The sequence below is a fragment of the Pseudomonas endophytica genome, assembly GCF_001411475.1.
Lineage (GTDB): Bacteria > Pseudomonadota > Gammaproteobacteria > Pseudomonadales > Pseudomonadaceae > Aquipseudomonas > Aquipseudomonas endophytica.
Genome location: NZ_LLWH01000162.1, coordinates 23,303 through 42,970, shown reverse-complemented (window position 1 = coordinate 42,970; position 19,668 = coordinate 23,303). Strand labels below are relative to the sequence as shown.

16 protein-coding genes are annotated in these 19,668 nt (G+C 58.4%); 4 read left to right on the top strand and 12 right to left on the bottom strand.

Annotated features, from left to right (window positions below; all coding sequences use genetic code 11):
* The 4 genes from AQS70_RS11225 to AQS70_RS11210 form a co-directional block, all read right to left on the bottom strand.
* Nucleotides 1-644: TolC family protein (locus tag AQS70_RS11225; RefSeq protein WP_162233900.1), on the bottom strand; the 644-nt coding region annotated here is incomplete at its 3' end.
* Nucleotides 641-3,748, bottom strand: coding sequence for a MexW/MexI family multidrug efflux RND transporter permease subunit (locus tag AQS70_RS11220; protein ID WP_055102844.1), 3,108 nt, complete (start codon nt 3,746-3,748; stop codon nt 641-643). The genes AQS70_RS11220 and AQS70_RS11225, both read right to left, overlap by 4 nt.
* Nucleotides 3,745-4,914 carry an efflux RND transporter periplasmic adaptor subunit gene (locus AQS70_RS11215; RefSeq protein ID WP_055102843.1) on the bottom strand — a complete coding sequence of 390 codons (1,170 nt, stop codon included), beginning with the start codon at nt 4,912-4,914 and terminating at the stop codon, nt 3,745-3,747. The genes AQS70_RS11220 and AQS70_RS11215 overlap by 4 nt, the downstream gene beginning before the upstream one ends.
* Nucleotides 4,911-5,396 carry a DUF2165 family protein gene (locus AQS70_RS11210; protein WP_055102842.1) on the bottom strand — a complete coding sequence of 162 codons (486 nt, stop codon included), beginning with the start codon at nt 5,394-5,396 and terminating at the stop codon, nt 4,911-4,913. The genes AQS70_RS11215 and AQS70_RS11210 overlap by 4 nt, the downstream gene beginning before the upstream one ends.
* A 166-nt stretch (nt 5,397-5,562) precedes the next feature.
* Here AQS70_RS11210 and soxR point away from each other — a divergent pair, with 166 nt between their 5' ends.
* The 4 genes from soxR to AQS70_RS11190 all read left to right on the top strand — a co-directional run bounded on the left by soxR (nt 5,563) and on the right by AQS70_RS11190 (nt 13,131).
* The gene (gene soxR, locus AQS70_RS11205) at nt 5,563-6,027 is read left to right on the top strand and encodes a redox-sensitive transcriptional activator SoxR (RefSeq protein ID WP_055102841.1); all 465 of its coding nucleotides are present in this window, start codon (nt 5,563-5,565) and stop codon (nt 6,025-6,027) included.
* 449 nt (nt 6,028-6,476) lie between these two features.
* Complete coding sequence (locus tag AQS70_RS11200) at nt 6,477-8,624, top strand: McrB family protein (RefSeq protein WP_241492830.1); 2,148 nt, start codon at nt 6,477-6,479, stop codon at nt 8,622-8,624.
* Complete coding sequence (locus AQS70_RS11195; RefSeq protein ID WP_055102839.1) at nt 8,624-11,161, top strand: hypothetical protein; 2,538 nt, start codon at nt 8,624-8,626, stop codon at nt 11,159-11,161. The genes AQS70_RS11200 and AQS70_RS11195 overlap by 1 nt, the downstream gene beginning before the upstream one ends.
* Before the next feature lie 449 nt (nt 11,162-11,610).
* Nucleotides 11,611-13,131 (top strand): glycosyltransferase family 9 protein, encoded by a 1,521-nt coding sequence (locus AQS70_RS11190; RefSeq protein WP_055102838.1) that lies wholly within the window; start codon nt 11,611-11,613, stop codon nt 13,129-13,131.
* Nucleotides 13,132-13,137: 6 nt separating this feature from the next.
* On the opposite strand, the gene AQS70_RS11185 is transcribed toward AQS70_RS11190, so the two are convergent.
* The 8 genes from AQS70_RS11185 to AQS70_RS11155 form a co-directional block, all read right to left on the bottom strand.
* Complete coding sequence (locus AQS70_RS11185; RefSeq protein WP_082428086.1) at nt 13,138-13,920, bottom strand: glycosyltransferase; 783 nt, start codon at nt 13,918-13,920, stop codon at nt 13,138-13,140.
* Entirely contained in the window at nt 13,911-15,044 is a 1,134-nt protein-coding gene (locus AQS70_RS11180) for a hypothetical protein (RefSeq protein ID WP_055102837.1), read from the bottom strand. Before AQS70_RS11180 ends, AQS70_RS11185 begins: the two co-directional genes overlap by 10 nt.
* Nucleotides 15,041-15,895, bottom strand: coding sequence for a histidinol-phosphatase (locus AQS70_RS11175; protein ID WP_055102836.1), 855 nt, complete (start codon nt 15,893-15,895; stop codon nt 15,041-15,043). The genes AQS70_RS11180 and AQS70_RS11175 overlap by 4 nt, the downstream gene beginning before the upstream one ends.
* Nucleotides 15,892-16,920, bottom strand: coding sequence for a radical SAM family protein (locus AQS70_RS11170; protein ID WP_055102835.1), 1,029 nt, complete (start codon nt 16,918-16,920; stop codon nt 15,892-15,894). Before AQS70_RS11170 ends, AQS70_RS11175 begins: the two co-directional genes overlap by 4 nt.
* Before the next feature lie 80 nt (nt 16,921-17,000).
* Nucleotides 17,001-18,230, bottom strand: coding sequence for an AAA family ATPase (locus AQS70_RS11165; protein WP_055102834.1), 1,230 nt, complete (start codon nt 18,228-18,230; stop codon nt 17,001-17,003).
* Between the two features lie 28 nt (nt 18,231-18,258).
* A complete protein-coding gene (locus AQS70_RS23850; protein WP_164488184.1) occupies nt 18,259-18,402 on the bottom strand; it encodes a hypothetical protein in 144 nt (47 codons plus the stop codon).
* Between the two features lie 31 nt (nt 18,403-18,433).
* Nucleotides 18,434-19,243 (bottom strand): ubiquinol-cytochrome C chaperone family protein, encoded by an 810-nt coding sequence (locus AQS70_RS11160; RefSeq protein WP_055102833.1) that lies wholly within the window; start codon nt 19,241-19,243, stop codon nt 18,434-18,436.
* 11 nt (nt 19,244-19,254) lie between these two features.
* Entirely contained in the window at nt 19,255-19,629 is a 375-nt protein-coding gene (locus AQS70_RS11155) for a hypothetical protein (protein WP_241492829.1), read from the bottom strand.
* Nucleotides 19,630-19,668: the final 39 nt, after the last annotated feature.

The following is a 19,668-nucleotide window of genomic DNA, read 5'->3' as shown; positions in this document are numbered from 1 at the left end:
GCGCCGCTGCCCAGCGCGACACGCGCCCGAACTAGTTTCAGCGTCTCTCGCCAGCTTTGCGCCTGCGCCTGCGCCACGTCCAATCTGCGCTGCAAGCCTTGGCCTTCGTAGTAAGCGCGCGCAACATCGGCCGCGATGGTGAGCTGGACCAAGTCCAGTTCTGCTTGCGCCGCCTCCGAGCGAGCCTGAGCCGCCTGACTTAAGCGGTTCAATCGTCCAAACAGATCAATCTCCCATTGCGCATCAAAACCTGCCCTCCAAGTTTCGGACAGTCTGCGTTCGGGGTCGCCGTTGGTGTCGGCCTGTTGCGCCATGCTGCGTTGGAAGTCCGCCTGCGCGGTGACGGTAGGCAGCCGATCCAAATTACGTTCATCGAACACCGCACGAGACGCCTGTAAATTAGCCCGCGCCTGTCGAATGTCATGGTTGTGCACCAGTGCCGTGGAGATCAGCTGCGTGAGCTGTTGCTCATCGAAGAATGACCACCACGGCGCCGCGCGAGCTGACGCGTTAAATTCGTCGGTTGACGTGCCCGCCAGTGTAATGAGCGGCGTGGTCGGTTTGGCGTAGTGCGGGCCCACCGTGCAGCCGGTCAGCACCGTGCTGGCACCTAGGGCGACGATCCATGCGTGATACTTTTTCATGAGGTTCTCCGTGGCCGCGCAGCGTCTTCGCAAGCATCCGCTTCAGCCAGCTGGCGCTTGCGAAGAGTCATGGCATGGGTCGAATGATTACGGGCCAGCAGGGTGTAAACCGTGGGCAGTACGAATAAGGTGAAGAGCGTGCCGATCAGCATCCCGGACACGATCACCACCCCCAGCCCAAAGCGGCTGTTAGCGCCCGCACCGCTGGCGAAAAGCAGCGGCACCAAGCCGAACACCATGGCGGCGGTAGTCATCAGCACGGGCCGAAGGCGTATCTGCGCGGCGCGTAGGATAGCCGTCTGTGGGCCCAGCCCCTCTCGCGCCTGCAGTTCGTTGGCAAACTCGACCATCAAAATGCCGTGCTTGCTGATAAGGCCGATCAGGGTCACGAGTCCGATTTGCGTATAAATATTCAGGGTGGCGAAGCCCAGCGCCAATGGAAGCAATGCCCCGGCTATCGAGAGCGGCACCGTGATCAGGATGATCAAGGGGTCGATCAGACTTTCGTACTGCGCGGCCAGCACCAGATAAATGATCACCAGAGCGGCCAGAAAGGCGAACACCAGTGCGCTGCTTTCTTGCACGTATTGGCGGGCGTCTGACTGCCAGTCATGGCTGAAGCCTGCGGGCAGACGGCTTGTCACGTCATCGAGAAAGGCCACCGCCTCACCCAGCGACACGCCTGGGGCAGGGATGGCCTGCAAGGTCGCGGCGTTTTGCTGGTTGAACTGCGTTAGCTTGTTGGGTTCGACCTGCATTGAGATCTGCACGACTGTGGACAACGGCACAAGGGTTTGATCTTGGGTACGCACGAACTGGCGGGCCAGCGCCTGCGGCGTTAACCGCTGATCGCGCAGGCTTTGCGTAATGACGTCATACGAGCGGCCCTCCATGCCGAAACGATTTAGGTAGTTTTCACCGACAAGCACGGCCAATGATTCACCGATGTCTTGCATGCGAATGCCCAAACTATTGGCTTTGGCGCGGTCGACACTCACCTGCACCACCGGGTTGTTGTAATCGAGGTCGCTGTCGACAACGGCAAACAGACCGCTGTCTCGGGCGCGCTGCTTGATGTCTTCCATGGTTTGGTACAGAACGGGATACCCCTGCGCGCTGCGCAGCACCATCTGCACCGGCAGGCCACCCGTGGAACCGGGCAGCGCTGCCAGTTGGAAGGCAAAAATCTGGGTGCCTTCGACCTCGTTGACGGCACCTTGCAACTGCGACTGGATGGCCTCAGCGGGCCGCTCGCGCTCGCCCCACGGCGACAGGTTGATACCGCCGATACTTGATGCCAGCCCGTCACTGCCATTGATGATCCAAGTGCTGACGGTTTCGGGGATGCTCGAGTAAACCGCATCGAGTTTGTAAGCAAAACGCTCCACGTAGTCCAGATTCGCGTGCTGCGGTGCTTTGATCGCAGTCAGTACATTGGCCTGGTCTTCGGCGGGTGCCAGCTCCCGCTGCGGCATCTGATACAGCAGCGGCAGGCTTAACACGACAAACAGCGCGAGAGCGCCACTGACCCAACGATGCTTTAGAGAAACCCCCAGCATTTGCCCATAGCGCCGCGTCAAACCACTGAAGAAGTGCTCGGCGGCCCGCGCCATGCGGCCTTCCTGCTGCTTGGGCGGCAACAGAAACGAACTCATCACCGGCGATAGCGTCAATGCCACTACCCCCGACACCACCACCGCACCCGCCAGCGTTAATGCGAACTCCTTGAACAGTGCGCCCGTCAGACCGGCCATCAGCCCAATGGGCGCATAGACGGCCGCCAGCGTCATCGTCATTGCGATCACCGGCCCAGCCACTTCGCGAGCCCCCACCAGTGCAGCGACCACCGGGGGTTTACCTGCCTCAATGTGCCGGTGAACGTTTTCCACCACCACGATGGCATCGTCCACTACCAGTCCGATAGCCAGCACCATGGCCAGCAGCGTTAGCAAGTTGATACTGAAGCCGAAAGCCAGCATCAACGCGGCTGCGCCCAGCATCGACAGGGGAATGGTCGCCACGGGGATCAGCACGGTGCGCAAAGAGCCGAGGCAAAGGTAGATCACCAGCACAACGATGAGCATGGCTTCAAGCAAGGTGTGCATGACTTCGTCGATGGACGCTTCAATGAAACGCGAGGTTTCGAAGGCCAGCTCGACCTGCACGCCAGGCGGCAGCGTCTTACGGATCTGCGGGAGCATGTCCTTAATGCCGGCCACGATGACCAGCGGATTGCCGGCCGGCGTTGGAAACAGACCTAGGTGTACAGCGGGCTTGCCATCCATCAGCGCGCTCGTTTCTGAGGCCGCAGATCCGAGCTCGACCGTGCCCACATCCTTCAACTTCACCAGGCCGTTGCCATCGTTGCGAATGACCAGCTCGCGAAACTCAGCGACGCTCGCCAAGTCAGTATTCACGCGAATATTCGACACCACGTATTGGCCTTCGACCTTGCCGGGGGCGGTCTGGAAGTTGTTACGGCGCACAGCCTGAGCGACATCGGCGGCCGTTAAGCCGCGAGCTGCCAAGCGGTCGGCGTCCAGCCATAGACGCATCGCGAGCCGCTGCCCGCCGAACGCCTCAACCTTGGCAACACCTTCTAGGGTGGAGAACATCGGCACCACCACCCGTGCCAAGTAGTCCGTCAACGCAGGTGTGGAGAGCGTTTCGCTGGTAAAGCCGACGTAGGCAACGGCTGTAGAGTCGCCAGACGAACGCTCGATCACGGGGTCGTAGGCTTGCTCCGGCAGCTTATAGCGAACCTGATTAACCTTGGCCATGACCTCGGTCAGCGCCTGAGTCGAGTCGCGGTTGAGCTCCATGCGAACGGTGACCACGCTACGACCCTGCACTGAGGATGACGCGAGATAGTCGATACCTTCGACGGACGAAACCGCCTGTGCAATCGGTTGTGTCACGAAGCCCTGCATCAGCTCGGACGAAGCACCCGGGTACTCGGTCGTAACCGTAATGGTGGAGCTTTCCAGCGTGGGGTATTGGCGAACGGGGAGCTTGCCGAGCGCCAGCAGGCCCATCAACAAGATCAACGTGCTCACCACCAGCGCGAGCACCGGGCGGCGTACAAACACATCGGTAAATGTCATCGCGATTTATCCATCATGGCGCTGGAAAGCGGGGTACGACCGGGTAGGGCCAAAGTGTCTTCCTTCACAGCCTCTACGGCCATGCCGTCACTCAGCTTGAGCTGCCCGGACGTCACCACCTGCTCGTTTTCGTGCAGGCCGTGTTCGATTTCCACGCGCCCCTCTTGCCGGGCGCCGACTGTAACGGCGACGCGCTTAACGATCAGCGTCTGTTGGTCGTCAGGATGGGCGACGAATACCGTGTCACCGTAGGCGGTGTAGGTCACAGCAGTTTCAGGGACAGTCAGCACCGCTTGCGTATCCCGACGTGCTACTTGGATGCTCGCGTACATACCCGCTTTCAACAGGCTGTCTGGGTTGGCCATCGTGGCTTGCACCTGCACGGTACGAGACTGGCCGATCAACGGATCAATCGCGCTGACCTTGGCCTTAAAGCTGCGGTGCGCGAGGGCATCGACCAACACCTGCACCGACTGGCCGATGTGAAGTGCTGGGCTGCTTTGTTCGTCGAGGGAGAAGTTGGCGTGGAGCGTGCGGGCATCGACCAAGCTTGCGATGGGATCACCCGCGTTAAGGTACTGCCCTTCATGCACACGGCGAATGCCGATAACACCGGCAAACGGCGCGCGGATAGCCTTTTGAGCAATCTTCGCTTGGGTTTGACCAAGCTCACCCAGCGCCATGTCGCGTGCGGCCAGTGCGGTATCAAGTTGCTCTTGAGTGGCGGCGTTCGCGGCGACCAATTTGCGAGTCCGCGTGTGTACGCTCTGCGCGTTACGCAGTTGCGCCTGGAGCCGTATGCGCTCGGCCTGCTCGGGAGCATCGTTCAGTTGCACCAGCAACTGACCCGCGGCGACCGATTGTCCCGATTCGAACAAGATTTTCGTGGCCCTACCGCCGACCTCCGCCGCGACCTGCACTTGGCGAGCGGCTTCTAGTTCGCCGATTCCCGAGATGAAGCGCGGGACGTTGCTGCGTTCAACCGTCGCGAGTGCCACCTTGGTTTTGGGCGTGGGTGCTGTAGCCGTGAGCGTGGTGTCTTCGACGCTAACCGCTGTGTACACAACAGCGGCGATGATGACGCCCGCGGCGATAACGGCGAGGCCTTTGAGCTTTTTCTTATGCCGGGCGAATGGGTTCTCGGGTTGGGATACGTTCCGGTTCATGCCCAAGCTCCGTTGAACAGAAAGAAGGCGCCTAAGGTCCAGATCAAGAGCGCCAAATGCCCGCGTTGAAGGTCGTCCTCACGTATCCAATAGGCAAACCAAAGGCCCGCAAGATGCATGGCAAACAGCAAGGCACTGAATGCGCTCAAGGCGATATTGAGCCAAGGGCGTGCGTGCGCTAAGTCGCCACCGACAAGCAATTGGTAACAACCGACCCAGCAGGTGACACAGGCAAGGAGCTTGAGTGCCAACAGCAAGAACACTGCCAAGCGATGCCAATGGACGGATGTCACCGCACGTTCCGACAGCACCGAACGGATAACGGGAGAGCGTTGTAGAGGCGTCATCGACATCGTGATGCCCACCGCGTGGACCAACTCCCGAAATCCCCTGACGTTATCGATGACAGCAATCGTCAACCACGCAGCCAAACCGACCGCGTACACCGACTGAAACAGCCACAGTGAACTCTGCACACTCATGTAAGCGCCTTTCTTTCAAAACTATCGCCTATGGGTCTTGCTGGCCGTTGCCATGGGGGCCACCCCATACGTCGCACGGCCTTCGAACAAACTTATTTGCTCAAAAGCGTTGCCAAACGCAGCGAGACACACCCTAATACCTCAAGTTAACTTGAGGTCAAGAGGCATGGACAAAGAATCAAAAACGGTCGGCCCCGACCGGACATTGACGATCGGCGAGGTGGTTAAGCGCAGCGGAGTAGCGGCCTCCACGCTGCACTTCTACGAATCCAAAGGGTTGATCGTGAGCTCGCGCAGCGACGGCAATCAGCGGCGATACCCGGCGAACATGCTTCGCTACATCGCCATCATCAAAGTGGCGCAACGCACCGGTATTTCCTTGGAATCAATCCGTATGGCCTTTAGCCGCTACCCCGTGGCGAGCAAACTGACAGCTGCGCAGTGGAAAGAGATGTCGTCGCAATGGAAAGAAGATCTCGATGAGCGCATCCATCGGCTCACGCGTTTGCGTAATGAGTTGGACAGCTGCATAGGCTGTGGATGTCTTTCCCTAGCCGACTGCCCGCTGCGCAATCCCAATGATGAACTCGGCAAAAAGGGACCCGGTCCGCAGATTTTAGAGCGGACTTAGCGGCCACACGTTGCAATGCCTAGGAAGAGGGGAAATGTTTGGTAAAAAAGCACTTTCAGGGCTGGGAGTTCAGGGCGGGGAAAGGTACGTATCAGAAACGCGGATCCCTTGTGACACAAGGGAAAGAAGATGGTGCACCAGGCGGGATTCGAACCCACGACCCCTGCCTTCGGAGTCCTAAAAGTCGGCGTTTAGAATCAATACGTTAGCGGGGATTAGCTGGGAAATCAACGGGTTGTGTTAGCTGGGGTTAGCGAGTTTTCGCCCTGATTAGTGGGGCGAGTGTGGCAAATTTGTGGCATTTGATGTCCGACAGCGTAGCTACTCGGCTTGCCGTAAGCCCAAACATTATCATTCCATGATAAATACACGTGCTTCTGATTCGCTGGCATGATCCGGGCGTCAAGCTCATGCTGAGCTTAAATTTAGCGTTGTGAGCAGGAAAGCACGTGGCGATTGATGAAACGCATCACAGTGGTATGAGCGGCAACGACGAAGGAGGCCATACTGAGTTTGTACCCACATTAGATTGGTCAGACGAGGACTTACGTACCCACCTTGCGCAGAGATGGCAGCAGAAAAGCTCTTCGACTCTACGAGTAATAGGTCGTGTATCTCGCGCTGAAGGAAAAAACTTCGGATTTCTTAACGAATTACATCATCCCGACTCAGGCAACAGACTTCCTTCGGCAGTTGCCAGTCCAGGCGCGAGTATGTCTGTTTTCGTGCCCCCGTCAGAACTGCGCACTTATCTGAAAACGGGGCAGGTGGATGGCTTCGCTGTCGCCGAGTTGGATCTTTCGCCGTTGATCGAGCGAACAAGCCGCGCTGACCCATTAGCCTGCATGGTCCGCCCTAACACCCTAGAGCCCCTAAGCCACATACCCGAAAGTTGGTGGCATATTCAGGATATCCAATCAGCACCGTTGCCTTTTATTGTTACCAAGGTGCGCGATGCCGTGGAAGACCTAGTGCGAAGAGAGACCGCACAAGCCGGGGAGAAACTTCAGGCTATGCGCGAGGAGGTCGAGGCAACCGTCGATAGAAAAGCAGTACTTGATGATGAATACAGGCGCATCGAGGTCGAGATCGGTCAGCGTACTGACCGCATCGCAGCGTTAGAAGCAGAGTTTGCACAGAGGACGTCTACCTTGCAGAACAAGTTTGGAGAGCTGGAATCCTTTTTCCGTGAAAGAGGCGAGCGTATGGTCGCACTCAATCTTGTGGACAGGGCTGACATAGAGAAAGTGCTGCCCTCTCAAACGACATTTGATGCACGCAACGGCTATCACTTCGGCAAAGAGCTTGAAGGCAGTCTTGAGCGGCTTGCTTCGTACATCCAAGCTTTCCTATGGCGCAAGGGTGTTCTATTTACTCGTGCTCAGTTGCTCGACTTCATAACCCTACTACGCACTAATGACTTAATTGTTCTGGCGGGGGATTCAGGCTCGGGCAAGACCAGCCTAGTGAAGTCGTTTGCGCAGGCTGTAGGGGGGCGTTGCACCGTTGTACCCGTAAAGCCCAACTGGACTGGGTCGGACGACCTGCTTGGCTACTACAACCCGATTGAACGGCGTTATCACCCATCGCAGTTTTTACTGGCATTGCTGGAGGCGGCGCGTGAGCCGCAAATACCTCACTTCATCTGCCTAGACGAAATGAACCTCGCGCGGGTGGAATATTATTTTGCCGATTTTCTGAGTTTGCTGGAAACGAGGAGTCAGGCGCCTTGGATACATCTTTATTCTTCAACTGAAGAACGGCAGGCAATTGTCGATAACAAAATTTTCCTCACGCTCGAGGAAGAGGCCAGAAAACGCGCCGGCCTTGGAGACGATGCCTCGTTTTGCGAGATATTGATGAATGATCAGGCGAACCTCGAGCTTCGCAGGCTGGCGGGCTTTCAGGAGGCAGACACCCTACTCAACTACCACGCGAAGATCAGGCGCTCGCTATCGGGCATGATCGATATACCTGCCGGTTTCCGTTTTCCGGAGAACGTCTGGATCATCGGGGCAATCAACGTGGACGAGACCACCCACTATCTCTCACCTAAAATTCTTGATCGTGCCCACGTCATGCGCTTTCGCAATCCCGTATTGATGGACTGGGATGAAGTCGAGAGTGAGCTGCAGGCGTTCGATCTCGATCTGCAGCTGCCTATGAATATCTTGAGCACTGATATCGGTTCGCGCGCTGAGTATCCGGCATTTGATCAATCCGATGCTCAGGTAAAACTGCTGATTTCCCTGTCACGAGACTATCTCGATCCGCTTGGCATTGAGTTTGGTATGCGCGCTATCAGGCAGTCGCTGAATTACATCCTGAAGGCAGCCGAAGCGGGCATCGGGACAATAGCCGCGTTGAACAATGTCGTTGTGCACAAAATTCTGCCCAAAATTATCCTGGATGTCGAAAAGGCCTCATCCAACGGGCAGAAGCGACGTGATTTACTGATCGGATTGCGCGACTCATTGGCTCAAACATTGGTACAGCTTGACCGAAGCCAAGTGACCGAGTCAGCGGTCGAGTCTCTGGATGAGCTGATTTCGCGCTCTGAGAGTAACAACGGCATCGCGAATTTCTGGACCCGTTGATGTCACTGCAAATCGAAGTGCGATACCTAATGATTAACTGGCAATCGGAAGGCGTTGCGCGGGACATTAAGGCGGCACCTCACGCGCTGGAGATAGAGCGGGATGCCAGCGGCGAGTTATCTGTTGAGAGCACCGTCTTCAACGATTTCCATCCCTGGCTCGGCATACGCCTTGAGTCCGCCCTCGACAATACAATCCCTGTTTTCGTCAGTGCATCCGGTGAAGAAACCCCCATGTTGCGCATTGCCGATCAGCAGGGCTGCGGCCAGTGGTGGTTGCAGCACGACGGTTGGGATCCGCTGAACAAACGTCACTTCAGCGAGCTTCATCGTAGTGCGGGCGCTTATTTCATTCGGCTCGGCAATTTGAGGCTGCGGATTGAGAACAGACTCTCGAGTTTCGGTCGCGCCGACATCCAGGCCTACATCAACGACTTTCGAGGTGATCTTCTCTGGATGATCATGAACGATGCCGCCGCAGCTACTGCCTCAGGCCAAGGTCCTGGGTCAGGTGCCGAGTTGGCTGTCGCGTTGAAAGCGTTGAACGCTGCCTCCAACAGAGTGCTGGCATCTCCCGCAGTCGATATTCGAGAAGGGCAGGCGCCGCAGTCGATCGCGAAGTTGCGGCCAAACGCAGCTACTTTTCATGAGTACTTACGCAATCCTGCGGCTCGATACTTTACAGGTCGGGTGTTCAACGAGTCAGCAGATATTCCCGAGAATCGGTACGTGCGTCATATGCTAGCGGTGGCCCTCAAGGTGGCCGCTGCTTATATGTCCGCAGCCACTTTGCAGACTGACTTCCTGCGTCGACTGACCTCACAGGAGGCCGAGCGTGCCTCGCGTGACAGCGCAATAAAATCGCGTGCTGTCGATCCCGAAGTTTTTGATCATCAGACGCAAGACATTGCGCGTCGGCTCGAAGCACTTACATGCTTCACCGGGCCGTCTACAGAATATCCCGACCAAATAGCTCGTTTCCCGATTCGCTTGGGCAAAAGGTACGGAGACAAATGTGCTTTTTTCTACGAGCGTCAGGACGGCCAACAGGCTTCCGGCGACGCAGAGATCGATTATAGAGTTGTGGTATTGCCTGAGGATGTGTTCGAGCTGATCCTTGCAGCTCATCACTTCTGCAAAGACCTGACACTGGCAGGCTGCGCGCAAACTTCTGTGAAGATTACCTCTAGTGGGAAACGATATCGCGAACTCAAGTTCATTTCGGTGCACGGAATTTGGGCACAAACCCATGCGCTCGAAAACCGGGCTGCGAAGCGCAAATACCTCGAGGTCAAAGATTGGCAGGTTGCGCTCTCGACCAATGAACTGCGCGAACTAAAGCGTGAGGCAGCCATTGCCCAGCGACGAGCGAAGCGCTCGTCCGAGAAGAGGATAGCCATTGCATCCTCTATACAGGAAATAGCCCGAGAGGCTGGGCTGCTGCAAGCGACAGATGCCAGCTTGGCAAAATTCGGGGTCGCACCGAGTTCGAGTTTTCCGCTCGGAATGCGGCTCGTGTCCAACCCGGACTACTCCGCATGCGTATCGGCATTCAATAAAATCCGTCAGCTGATTAATCGAGGTGGGCTAGACCTGTCCAAGCTGGACGAAATCAATAACATCGGAATACTGCATGCGAGTGAAATCTATGAAAAATGGTGCCTCATCAAAATACTCACGCTGCTGATCCACGACTTTCGCTTCGAGCCTGAAATCGGATGGGAAGAAAAGCTCATTACCAGCACGCTGGCACGATCAAATAACGTCAGGTTTGAATGCTTGCGCCATGATTTGAAAATCAGTGCATCTCTCACCTGCCAAGCAGAAATGTTGTCGGGCCGCAGGCCTGATTTCGTCCTCGACATCACCCACACCGAAGACGAACAGTCGACACGTTACAACCCACCCAAAGGACGGCGTATCGGGCTTGTGATGGACGCTAAGTTTAGAAGCAAATGGAGGAAGGGCGAGCTTACCCAGATGCTCGATGAGCTGATACTCATTAAGGGCTACGACCAGGCGCTGGAGAATGCCAAGGTCTTCATTCTCCAGCCCTGCGGGCTCACCGTACGTCCGGCCAAATCACCACTCGAATGGGGCGCTCATAGCGATTACAGCAGAACGAACGCTCACCGCCAGGGCTGGATACAAGCAGGCGTCACCTCCTCCGGCGCCCAATCCACTCAACACCTCAAACGCCTGCTCGCCTTGGCATTCCAGAGCTCATTCCCTGCGCCGAGGCAACTGAGCTCGGATCAGGATGACACCATCTGGGAATCCCGAAGCTTCTGCATCGGCTGTGGCGAGCGCCACGACAATCAATCAATCAAAGCGAAGCGCACCAAGAGTGGTGCGATGCGATGGTTGCTGGACTGCAGACACTGTGGTGTGTGGACGACCAGAACCCACTGCTACTCCTGCCCTACGCCTCTTTTCAAAAACGGCACCGTCTGGACGTACCACACCACTATCGCTGATCAAGTGACGAATGTGATCTGTCCCAGCTGCGGCGCGTATTTTGATAAGGATTTTGAGTAGATGTTGGATATTTGCAATCTGCAGCTTGGCGTGAGGTTAATCTATGGGATATTTCGCAGTGCAGTCCGAGATATGGGCTCATACAAGGCCGCCGACACTCAAGCGAAGCCGTGTCCCTAGCCAGTCTTTGCTTGCGAGCAATGCCTCTATCGCTGCCCTTTAGGAAAGATACGGTAACAGATCGAGACGATTGAGTTGCGTCTATGCCTAAACCTAACCGCTGCTGGACTTCCTCAGTGGTGCCCGCAAAAATCTTGACTGAAAACCAGGGCTACATTCACCAAGCATCATGCGTTTTACACTTTTGAAGTGGAACCTATGCTTTTCGAGTAGCCGGCGATTGAGTACATCTTGCTGTTCTATTGTTCCAAATTCCTCCTTAGGCCAACGCCTGGTAGTAGCCATGCGCTACGGATACCATCGGTAGCTAGTCCCGAAAGTAAAAGCTGATGTCGATTATTCAAAACCATCGGAAAGCTATCGCGCGCCTATTGATGCGCTGCTTGGTAGACCGCGAGTTGGTAGCTCGCGACCTTGCCAATCCCCTGCATATCGTGCTTCCCCGCTGGGACGCTAAACTGGGCGACGCGATCGTTTCCTCATTCTTCTTTCGCGAAGCGCGTAAGCTCGGTGCCCGGGTCACTGTGCTCACCGTACCGGAGCTGGTCGACCTGCATAGGCTCGATTTTGGCGTCGACCGGGTCATACCTGTCAATGGCGCACCTACGCTGGCCGGGCTGGGCCCACTGGTACGGGAACTGGGATCGGTCGATGTGTTTGTCCACCTAGTTGGCCGTATCCAACCCATCGAGATGCTGTTCATCCGTTTGCTTAAGCCCGCCCGGGTCTACTCGCTGGATGACGCCTTGCACTGCGTCAGCGGCAAGCTGGGTGATGCCACCGCGCAGCTCAACGTGGTCGAGCGCTACACCCGGGTCCTGCTCGACCTTGGTGCGACCCTGATCAACCGCGACTATATTGTCCCGCTCCCGCTCCCGCTCCCGCTCCCGCTCCCGCTCCCGCTCCCGCTCCCGCTCCCGCTCCTGGAACGGCAGGGCGGCAGCAACATTACACATATCCTGATCAACCCCTATGCCAGCAGACCTGATAAAAGCCTTGGGTTCGCCAAAGCGCTCTCGCTGGTCCGGGCCTTGGCGGATGCCTGGCCGCAGCACCATATCGGCATTCTGTGCAGTCCCGCCAGCCGGGCTGAGGCACTGCAGCTCGAGCACGCCATCGCCCGCTGCAACGTCCGAACACTGGTCGAACTGGATACGCCCCGCGCGGTCGGGGGTGCAATCCAGCGGGCCAAAGTGGTTGTGAGTGTCGATACTGCCATCGTGCACATGGCCGTCGGACTGAAGGCGTCATTGGTCGCGATCTATCCGGCCAGCAACTCTTCCAATCCCTGGCTGCCGCCGCTTTCACACCATACCCGGATTGTGTTTAGTCGCCAGGGACAACGTCAGCACACGCATACCGGCAAGAAAAACATGAACGAATTCACTGATGTTGACGTGATTCAACCAGTCGCCGAACTGCTGCAAGAGTCGATCGCTGAGACTCTCGCAGTGGATGCGCATATCGTTTCAGGTCTGGGTGTGGCCACTGGCACACTGGCCCGCCAGCTGCCCTTGATTAGCCGCTCTTTTCCTGAAGTCGCCGATTGTCATCCCGGCACACTGAACCTGCAACTGCGACAGCCGCTGCGCTTGATCAATCCCCATCATCGCACCGCGCCGCTCGCCTGGACACCGAGCGGACGTACCAAGGAGGTGTTCGACTTGCTGCGCATCGAGCTGGAGTTCGACCACCTTGCCCACCGCGTGCCGGCTTGGCTGTACGTCGCCCATGGCTCGCCACACTGGCATACCCCGACCGTGCACGAGGTAATCGCTGCTCGCCTAGAGCTAAACGGGGCTCAACGTTGCCGCGTGCACATGCCGGCGCATGCGGTGGAACTTATCTAAACACTATCAGCCACAGTGTTGGATCAAGCGCTCACTCTCCCCCAGCCAATAGCCACGATCGGGTTGGATATGCAGGAAGATGCGTGACAGCAGGGTACCCTCGTCAAGGAATTCCGCCACCGTTTCGTCGCGTGTCACTGTCCGCTTGAACCAGGTGTTGTACAGCTTCAGCAGGCTTACGTCGTGGAGCAGGAAATCGCTCACTGCAATGTCCGTGCGCCTCATCACCGCGCAACTGTCGAAGTTGTAAACCGGTCGATAACCCGGGTCGCATACCGAGGGCGAAATTGGCACCAGCTGATGCGGCGACCTGGCGACAAGCTCCTTGATCCCTCCCGGGTTGCCCCAGGCATGTGTCTCGACCGCGAGCCCGGTCGCCAGTGCCTCAGCGAGATCGGCGTTTCCCGGCAGTGAGGCGAACAGGCATTCGCTGTGCCAGTGCAGTCGCTCGTCGAGTCCCGTCGGGAACAACAGGGAGGTCGGGTCGCGCAGCAGGATGCTGTCCGCGTCTATCCAGGCTCCGCCATGGCGATGAACGTAGGCCATGCGGATGAAGTCGCTCCTGGCGACGATCGCCTCGATCCCCTTGTCCATGCTGAAGGTAAGCGGCTCGAAGCGCCAATTCTTGCCGAGGATAGAAGCATCTATGCAATGCTCCAGACTGCCCGGGGTTAGCAGGGTGAAATTGTCCCCCAGCGCTCGTTGCATGGAGACCAGGGCCAAGGCGATCCACGGCGGCATGCTTTGCCCCGCCGCCGTTTCCCAGTAGCTCACGTAGTTCACACGCACAACGGGGTCCTCTCTGCCGTCACGCCGCTACTGCCCAGCAGCCCGAGGTCCTCCAGGTAGTGCCGCAGCAGCGTCAGCGAGGGTATGCATTCGACCTGGCGCAGGAACTCGTTCCCCAGAGCCGCCTTGTACAGCCGCAACCAATTGGCCGCCGGCACCCGCGCCAGAAATGCCGGCAAGGCTTGGTAATTTTCCGTCGAAAACAGTAGACGCAACGTGCGCAGGATCGGTTGGTAATCCTCGGCCCCAAGCAGTTTGGCCAATGTGTCGTCCAGCTGGTGGCTGATTTCCACCATGTTCAGGCGCTCCTCGACGGTGGCATCCGTCAGGGCGACCCGCGGATCGATGGCAACCGGGTAGATCGCCTGGAACGAGCGGGCACCGGCTAGCAGCGACTCACGCAACACCTTGTCGGCGGTTGATCCCGTCACCAGCACATCGTCACCGAAGATGACGTGCACGCCGCTCCATCGATAAAAGTTTTCCGAGGGAATCACATGGTCCTGGACAAGATTGACCCGCTCACGCTCTTCAGTACTCAGGCTTGCGTAGTTCTCGCAGGGAGGGGCGATGCGCGGCAGCTTGACGTTGATCAGGGTGGGCAGGCCCATATGGGCGAGCTTGACGTTGATCTCCTCCACCACGATGTCGTAGAGCACGTTGGCCGTCGAAGGCACGTTGCGCCAGCCAGTGGTCATCAGCACCACATTGTCGTCGTGCTCCCGCGCGCTGGTGAACAGCCGTGCCCAGTGTGACTCCGGGTCATCCAGCTGCCGCTCCAGATAGTTGATCACCAGGCCGGCGAGAAAAAGGATGTCCTTCTGGCTGCCGTACTTGGCACGGCTATAGATGGCCGTAAGCTCGGAGGCGCTTGCACCACTGCTCATGTCGCGGAATCCGTTGGTGTCGTCGGGCGTAAGACAGTTCAGTGCATGACCACCGAGCACCGCGACATAGCTGTCCATATCGATCAGGTCTTGCGCAAGCAAGCCGCCAGCGAACGCGCGCAGACCTCTATTCACGTCCTCCGCCTGCGGCCGGGCTACGGCCTCGCGAAAGCGCGCCAGCTGTTCGTCGACAGGAGCCGTGGCGAGTAGTTTCCAGTCATTCGATCGGGAGTTCACGGGACAGTCCTTGTATCGGTGCCAGACGACAGGCTGAAGAAATCCAGGGGCATGTCGATGCGCCTACGCCCTTCGAAGTAGCTGATCCGGTCCAGGCCCAGCGGTTGCAGTTCATCGACCAGGGTGCGGATGCCGGCCCCCGCGTCCAGCGGATCGTGGGCGTCGGAACCTATGGTGAAGGCCGCGCCGTGGGCGATCAATTGGGGCAGCAGGGTGCGTGATGGATAGCTCCAGACGCCCTGAACCTCACGAGTCGAACCGGGCAACAGGCTCGACTTGCGAATACCCGAGGCATTCAGTTCGTAGGCCACACCATTGCGGGCGAACAGCGGCAGCAGCGGTTCCATCCGGCGCAGCACTACGTCTTCCGCCACGCCGCGCAGCAGCGTGTCGGCATGCCCAACTGCGTCGAACAACCCGCACTCCAGTAAGGCGTGCAGTTGGGCGAAATAACGGTCGAGAAAGGCCGGCGCGGATAGCCGGGGCAACTCCCAGACCTTGGCCATGGGCTCGCCCGGCAACTCGACGTAGTGGATCGAGCCGATGGCGAAATCCAGCTCGTACCGGGCCAGTATCTCGCGGTTGTAGGCATTCGCACCCGGCATGTAGTCGAACTCCAGTCCGCGCAGGATCTTGATCTTCCCCTGGTGCTCCTGTCGTGCCCGCTCAATATCGGCGAAATAGCGCTCCAGTTCCGCCTCCAGCAGGCGATTGTCGCTGTCCACCGGGAACGGCGCGTGATCGGTGATGGTGAGGATCTTCACTCCGGCGGCGATTGACGCCCGCACCAACTCATCCACCGTACCGACGGCATGCTTGGAATAAAAGGTATGGCTGTGGGAGTCGATCATGCCGGCACCATTCGTTCCAACAGACCATCGTGATTAGCCAGTTCCTTGACCAGCCAGTAGGGGTTATTCGCCTTGCGCAGGATCTTGTGCACCAGTTCGAGGTCGTCGAGACGCGCCAGCAGATCCCTCAGCGGTTTGCTGTAAAGGGCGCGGACCAGGGGCGTGTCGCGTACATGGCTGGCCAGTCGCTCCCAGCCAATCCGGTCAAAGTGGATATTGCCCAAGCGCTGGTGCTCGATGCCGTACAGGTAGACGTCACCATTAGGTTTCACCGTCAGGTCCATGCCGTTGGCGTGGGGAGGCGGGTTGAGGCTGCCGAGGGTGAAGCGCTTGTTGACCCGGGCTTCGATCGCGTCGATGTAGCCATGCAGATCCAGGTAACCCGGTGGCGTGTCGGCCGCCGGGTGGACGAGGTTCTTGTAGTCGATACCGAACCGTTCCTCGCCGACCACCAGCGTATCTTCCAGGGCATTGCCCGCGACGATCCCGGCGTCGAGGCCCCAGCGCGCCAGTTCCTCCCGGAGGTAGTCGCGGGTGAACTCCCGATCAGTGTCGATCGAGCGAAACGAAAAGCTCAGCCCGGCCGGTTTGTTTCGTCGCAGGTAATCCAGGCTGAAGCCATGAGCCCGCCATTTCACCTTTTCGATATGGTGGCTGTCCGAGCTCAGTCTGATATTGCAGGTGTCGCCCCGGCTGACCACGATTCGATTGGTGGTGTCATAGAACTCCGCCATCTTCTCGTGGGGAAAGAAGCCGCTTGTGATGAACTCGAAACGCTTGCCGCCCTGGGAAAGCTCAAGAATCTCGTGGAAGACTCTGGCGTTGTTGAGGGGTTCGCCCTCTCCGCTGATGGAGATGCGCTTGACGTCGGGGGCGTTGATCAGCGCCGCCAGGTTCTCCCGGGCGAGGCTCGATAACTCCATGCTCATCCCCGTCTTGTGCTTGTCGGCGTACATGCAGAACGCGCAACCGATGCCGCAGATTTGGGTGATATCGATGTACAGCAGGTGGCCTTTCAGATCCATCTTTCTTGACTCGTTGCTAGCCTGTACGAGCGCACAGGCGTGGGTTGTACATGACCGGTAGGCACCGGACGCGTGAGGCATCAGTAAGGCTGCAATACCTGCAGTTGCGGGATCTGCACAGAGTCGCGATGGACCACTGTATGCAGTACCCGATCCTCTCGGACCGCAGCCATGTCCGGGTAATCGCTGTAGTGGTCGTTGCTGATCACATAGGTCTCGACATCGAACTCCGCGGCGGCCAGCACCGGATGGTCGGCGGTGAGGCTGGGCGGCATAACCAGTACCCGGGCCTGCGGAAACATCGCTTGGAGTGCGTTGTCGCTCATATCGAGCTGGCGGCGGATGCCCGGATCGAAGACCAAGGTCACGCCATAAGTCGCGGCCAGGTGAGGCACAAGTGTCTTGAGCACCTCCAGACCGATGAAGCGCCGTTTTGCGCCCGCTTCGTTCAGGTAGCAAAGATTATTGCCATCTACCACCAAGTTGCGGATTTCGTTTTCCAGCAGGCGAATGGTGTCGCGCAGGCGCCGCTTGCGTTTTTCCTCTTCCCGTTCCAGTTTGCGCTGGTGGAATTGCCGATCCTTCAACACCCTATCCGGACTGCGTTGCCCGACACCAAAGCGGTTTTCACATTCGTCATGGGCCATCCTTTTATCGAATGAGCTTTGCGCATTGTCCAACTGGTTGATGAAGCATTCGGCATCGATGAGGTCCCGCTCCGTCGCCCGCAACTGGTCATGAGTAATTTTCCAATTGCGATACACCTCTCCGGCCACCGCCTCCCAGTGGGCGCTGTCCTTTCTGACTTCGTCGGCGACGCCCTGCAGGCGTTGCACGTCATTGTCCAGTTGCGTGATGGTGGCCTTGGCCTGCAATGAATCGAAGCCCTGGTATCGCCGCGAATTGGCGCTCAGGCGCAGCTGCTCCCGTTCGCTTTCGCCGAGCCCGGATACCAAGCCCTCTTGCCGGCTCTTGAACTGCGCCAGCCGCTCCAGCAGGGTGCTGACCTGGCGCTCAGCCACGCACCGTTCACTGGAAAACCAGTGCAACGGCGACCAGCCCGCCTCGGCAACGCCCTTGGCGCTGTTCAGCTCAGCGCGGCTGGCCTTGATGCTCTGTTCGACCCTGGCAAGCTGCTCCCGCGCGGCGAGAGTTTCCCGTTGCACCTGAGCGAGCCTGCTATGGTTGCTCTCCTGGTCGAATCGCTCGAACCATTCGAGGTCGGCACGCAGACTCTGGATGTCTGCATTGATCTTTATGATTTCCCCCTTGAGGGATACCAGTCGCTTGGCGTGATGGTTGCTGTACACGGTTCTCGCTCCTACTCAATCCGTTGGTTCAGGTGGCGCTCTGCGCGGCGCGTTTGCCGGAGGCATGCACGGCTTTCGCCGCAAGGTTCAGCGCGACCACCGTGGCCGCGCCGGCAGCAAAGCAGATGACGTTGGTCAGGAGAAATTCGAGAGGGGAAATCACAGGGTTCATGGACTCACTCCTTGGTCGTCTAAAGAGGGCATCAGGCGCCCAGGCGTATCCCGCATTTGCCACAGAAGTTGGCGTCGGCCGCGACTATCGCGTGGCAACCGGGACAGGTGGGTTTGAGCAACATCTTCTGGCGCATATGTCCGATCTGGATGACGCAGGGCACGGTGACCCGGTACGCCGGGCTTGCTAGGTCGAATGCCGTCCAGATCCCGGTGATGGCCCAGCCCACCGGGCCAGCCAGCACTGCTAGACCGCGACCCAGGGTGCTCGAACCCGCCAGCACCACGCCACGCCCTACCAGGCTGCTCATGGTCGCGCTGGCGACCACCGCTGCCACGTTGTAGGAAGCCAACCCGGAACTACCGAGTGAAGCCAGCAAGGCCGCCAATGCCCCCGGCCCCATGCCGGGTCGGTACGCCAGTCCGCCCAGGGATTCGAACAGTGTTTTGCGGTCTTCCTCGCTCATCCGCGCCAGGGACTGGGCGAATACCTTGGTGATGATTGCCATTTCCATCTCGGCGCAGCTGGCGCTCGCCTTGTTCTTCGCGCCGACGTGCCCGGCCACATCCGCCAACAGCTCGCGGTACGGCACACCACTGCCGCCGCGGAACAAGTTGACCAGTGAGTTGCCGCCAAAGCGAGTCAGCTCCTCGGCGAAAATAGCCCGGGTCGACTCGCCGACACCCTTGTCCTTGTCGGCCATCAACTGACGACAGACTGAAGATGACAGGGAGATGCGGCCCTTGCCGTTGTCGGTGATCACATCTATCAACAGGCCCACGTCGTCGGCGCTGGCACTCATCAATACATCGGCAAGATCGGGGTCGTGAATGATCGGCATCCCGGCACTCCTTATTGTTCGCTAGAAGAAGGATCGTGTGGCGTGGTCTGGCTGACCCAGGCGCCCGCTATCGCGGCCAACCACTTGCGTGGGCCGGATTTTGAAATCTCGCGCAGCATCAGCGCATCGAGCTTGAGACAGGCGCGTCTACGCCACTCATCGCGGGCATTGGCTCTGGCAACTTCTGGCGAGGCGCCCAAAAGGCTGGGGCGCTGATCCGGGTGGACCTTGCATTCGCGCAGGACCTTCTCCACTGGATTGACCGCCTGAAGGCTATCTTCGGCCTCCAACTTGTGAGCTGCAGCCAGGTAATCGCCACTGTTGTCGATCGCGCTGGCCAGCAGTGCCCAGTCCTGAGGGCGCATTAACAGGAAAGCTGGTGGCACACCTAGAGCCTCGGCAAGACGCTCGATCGTGCTCAGGTC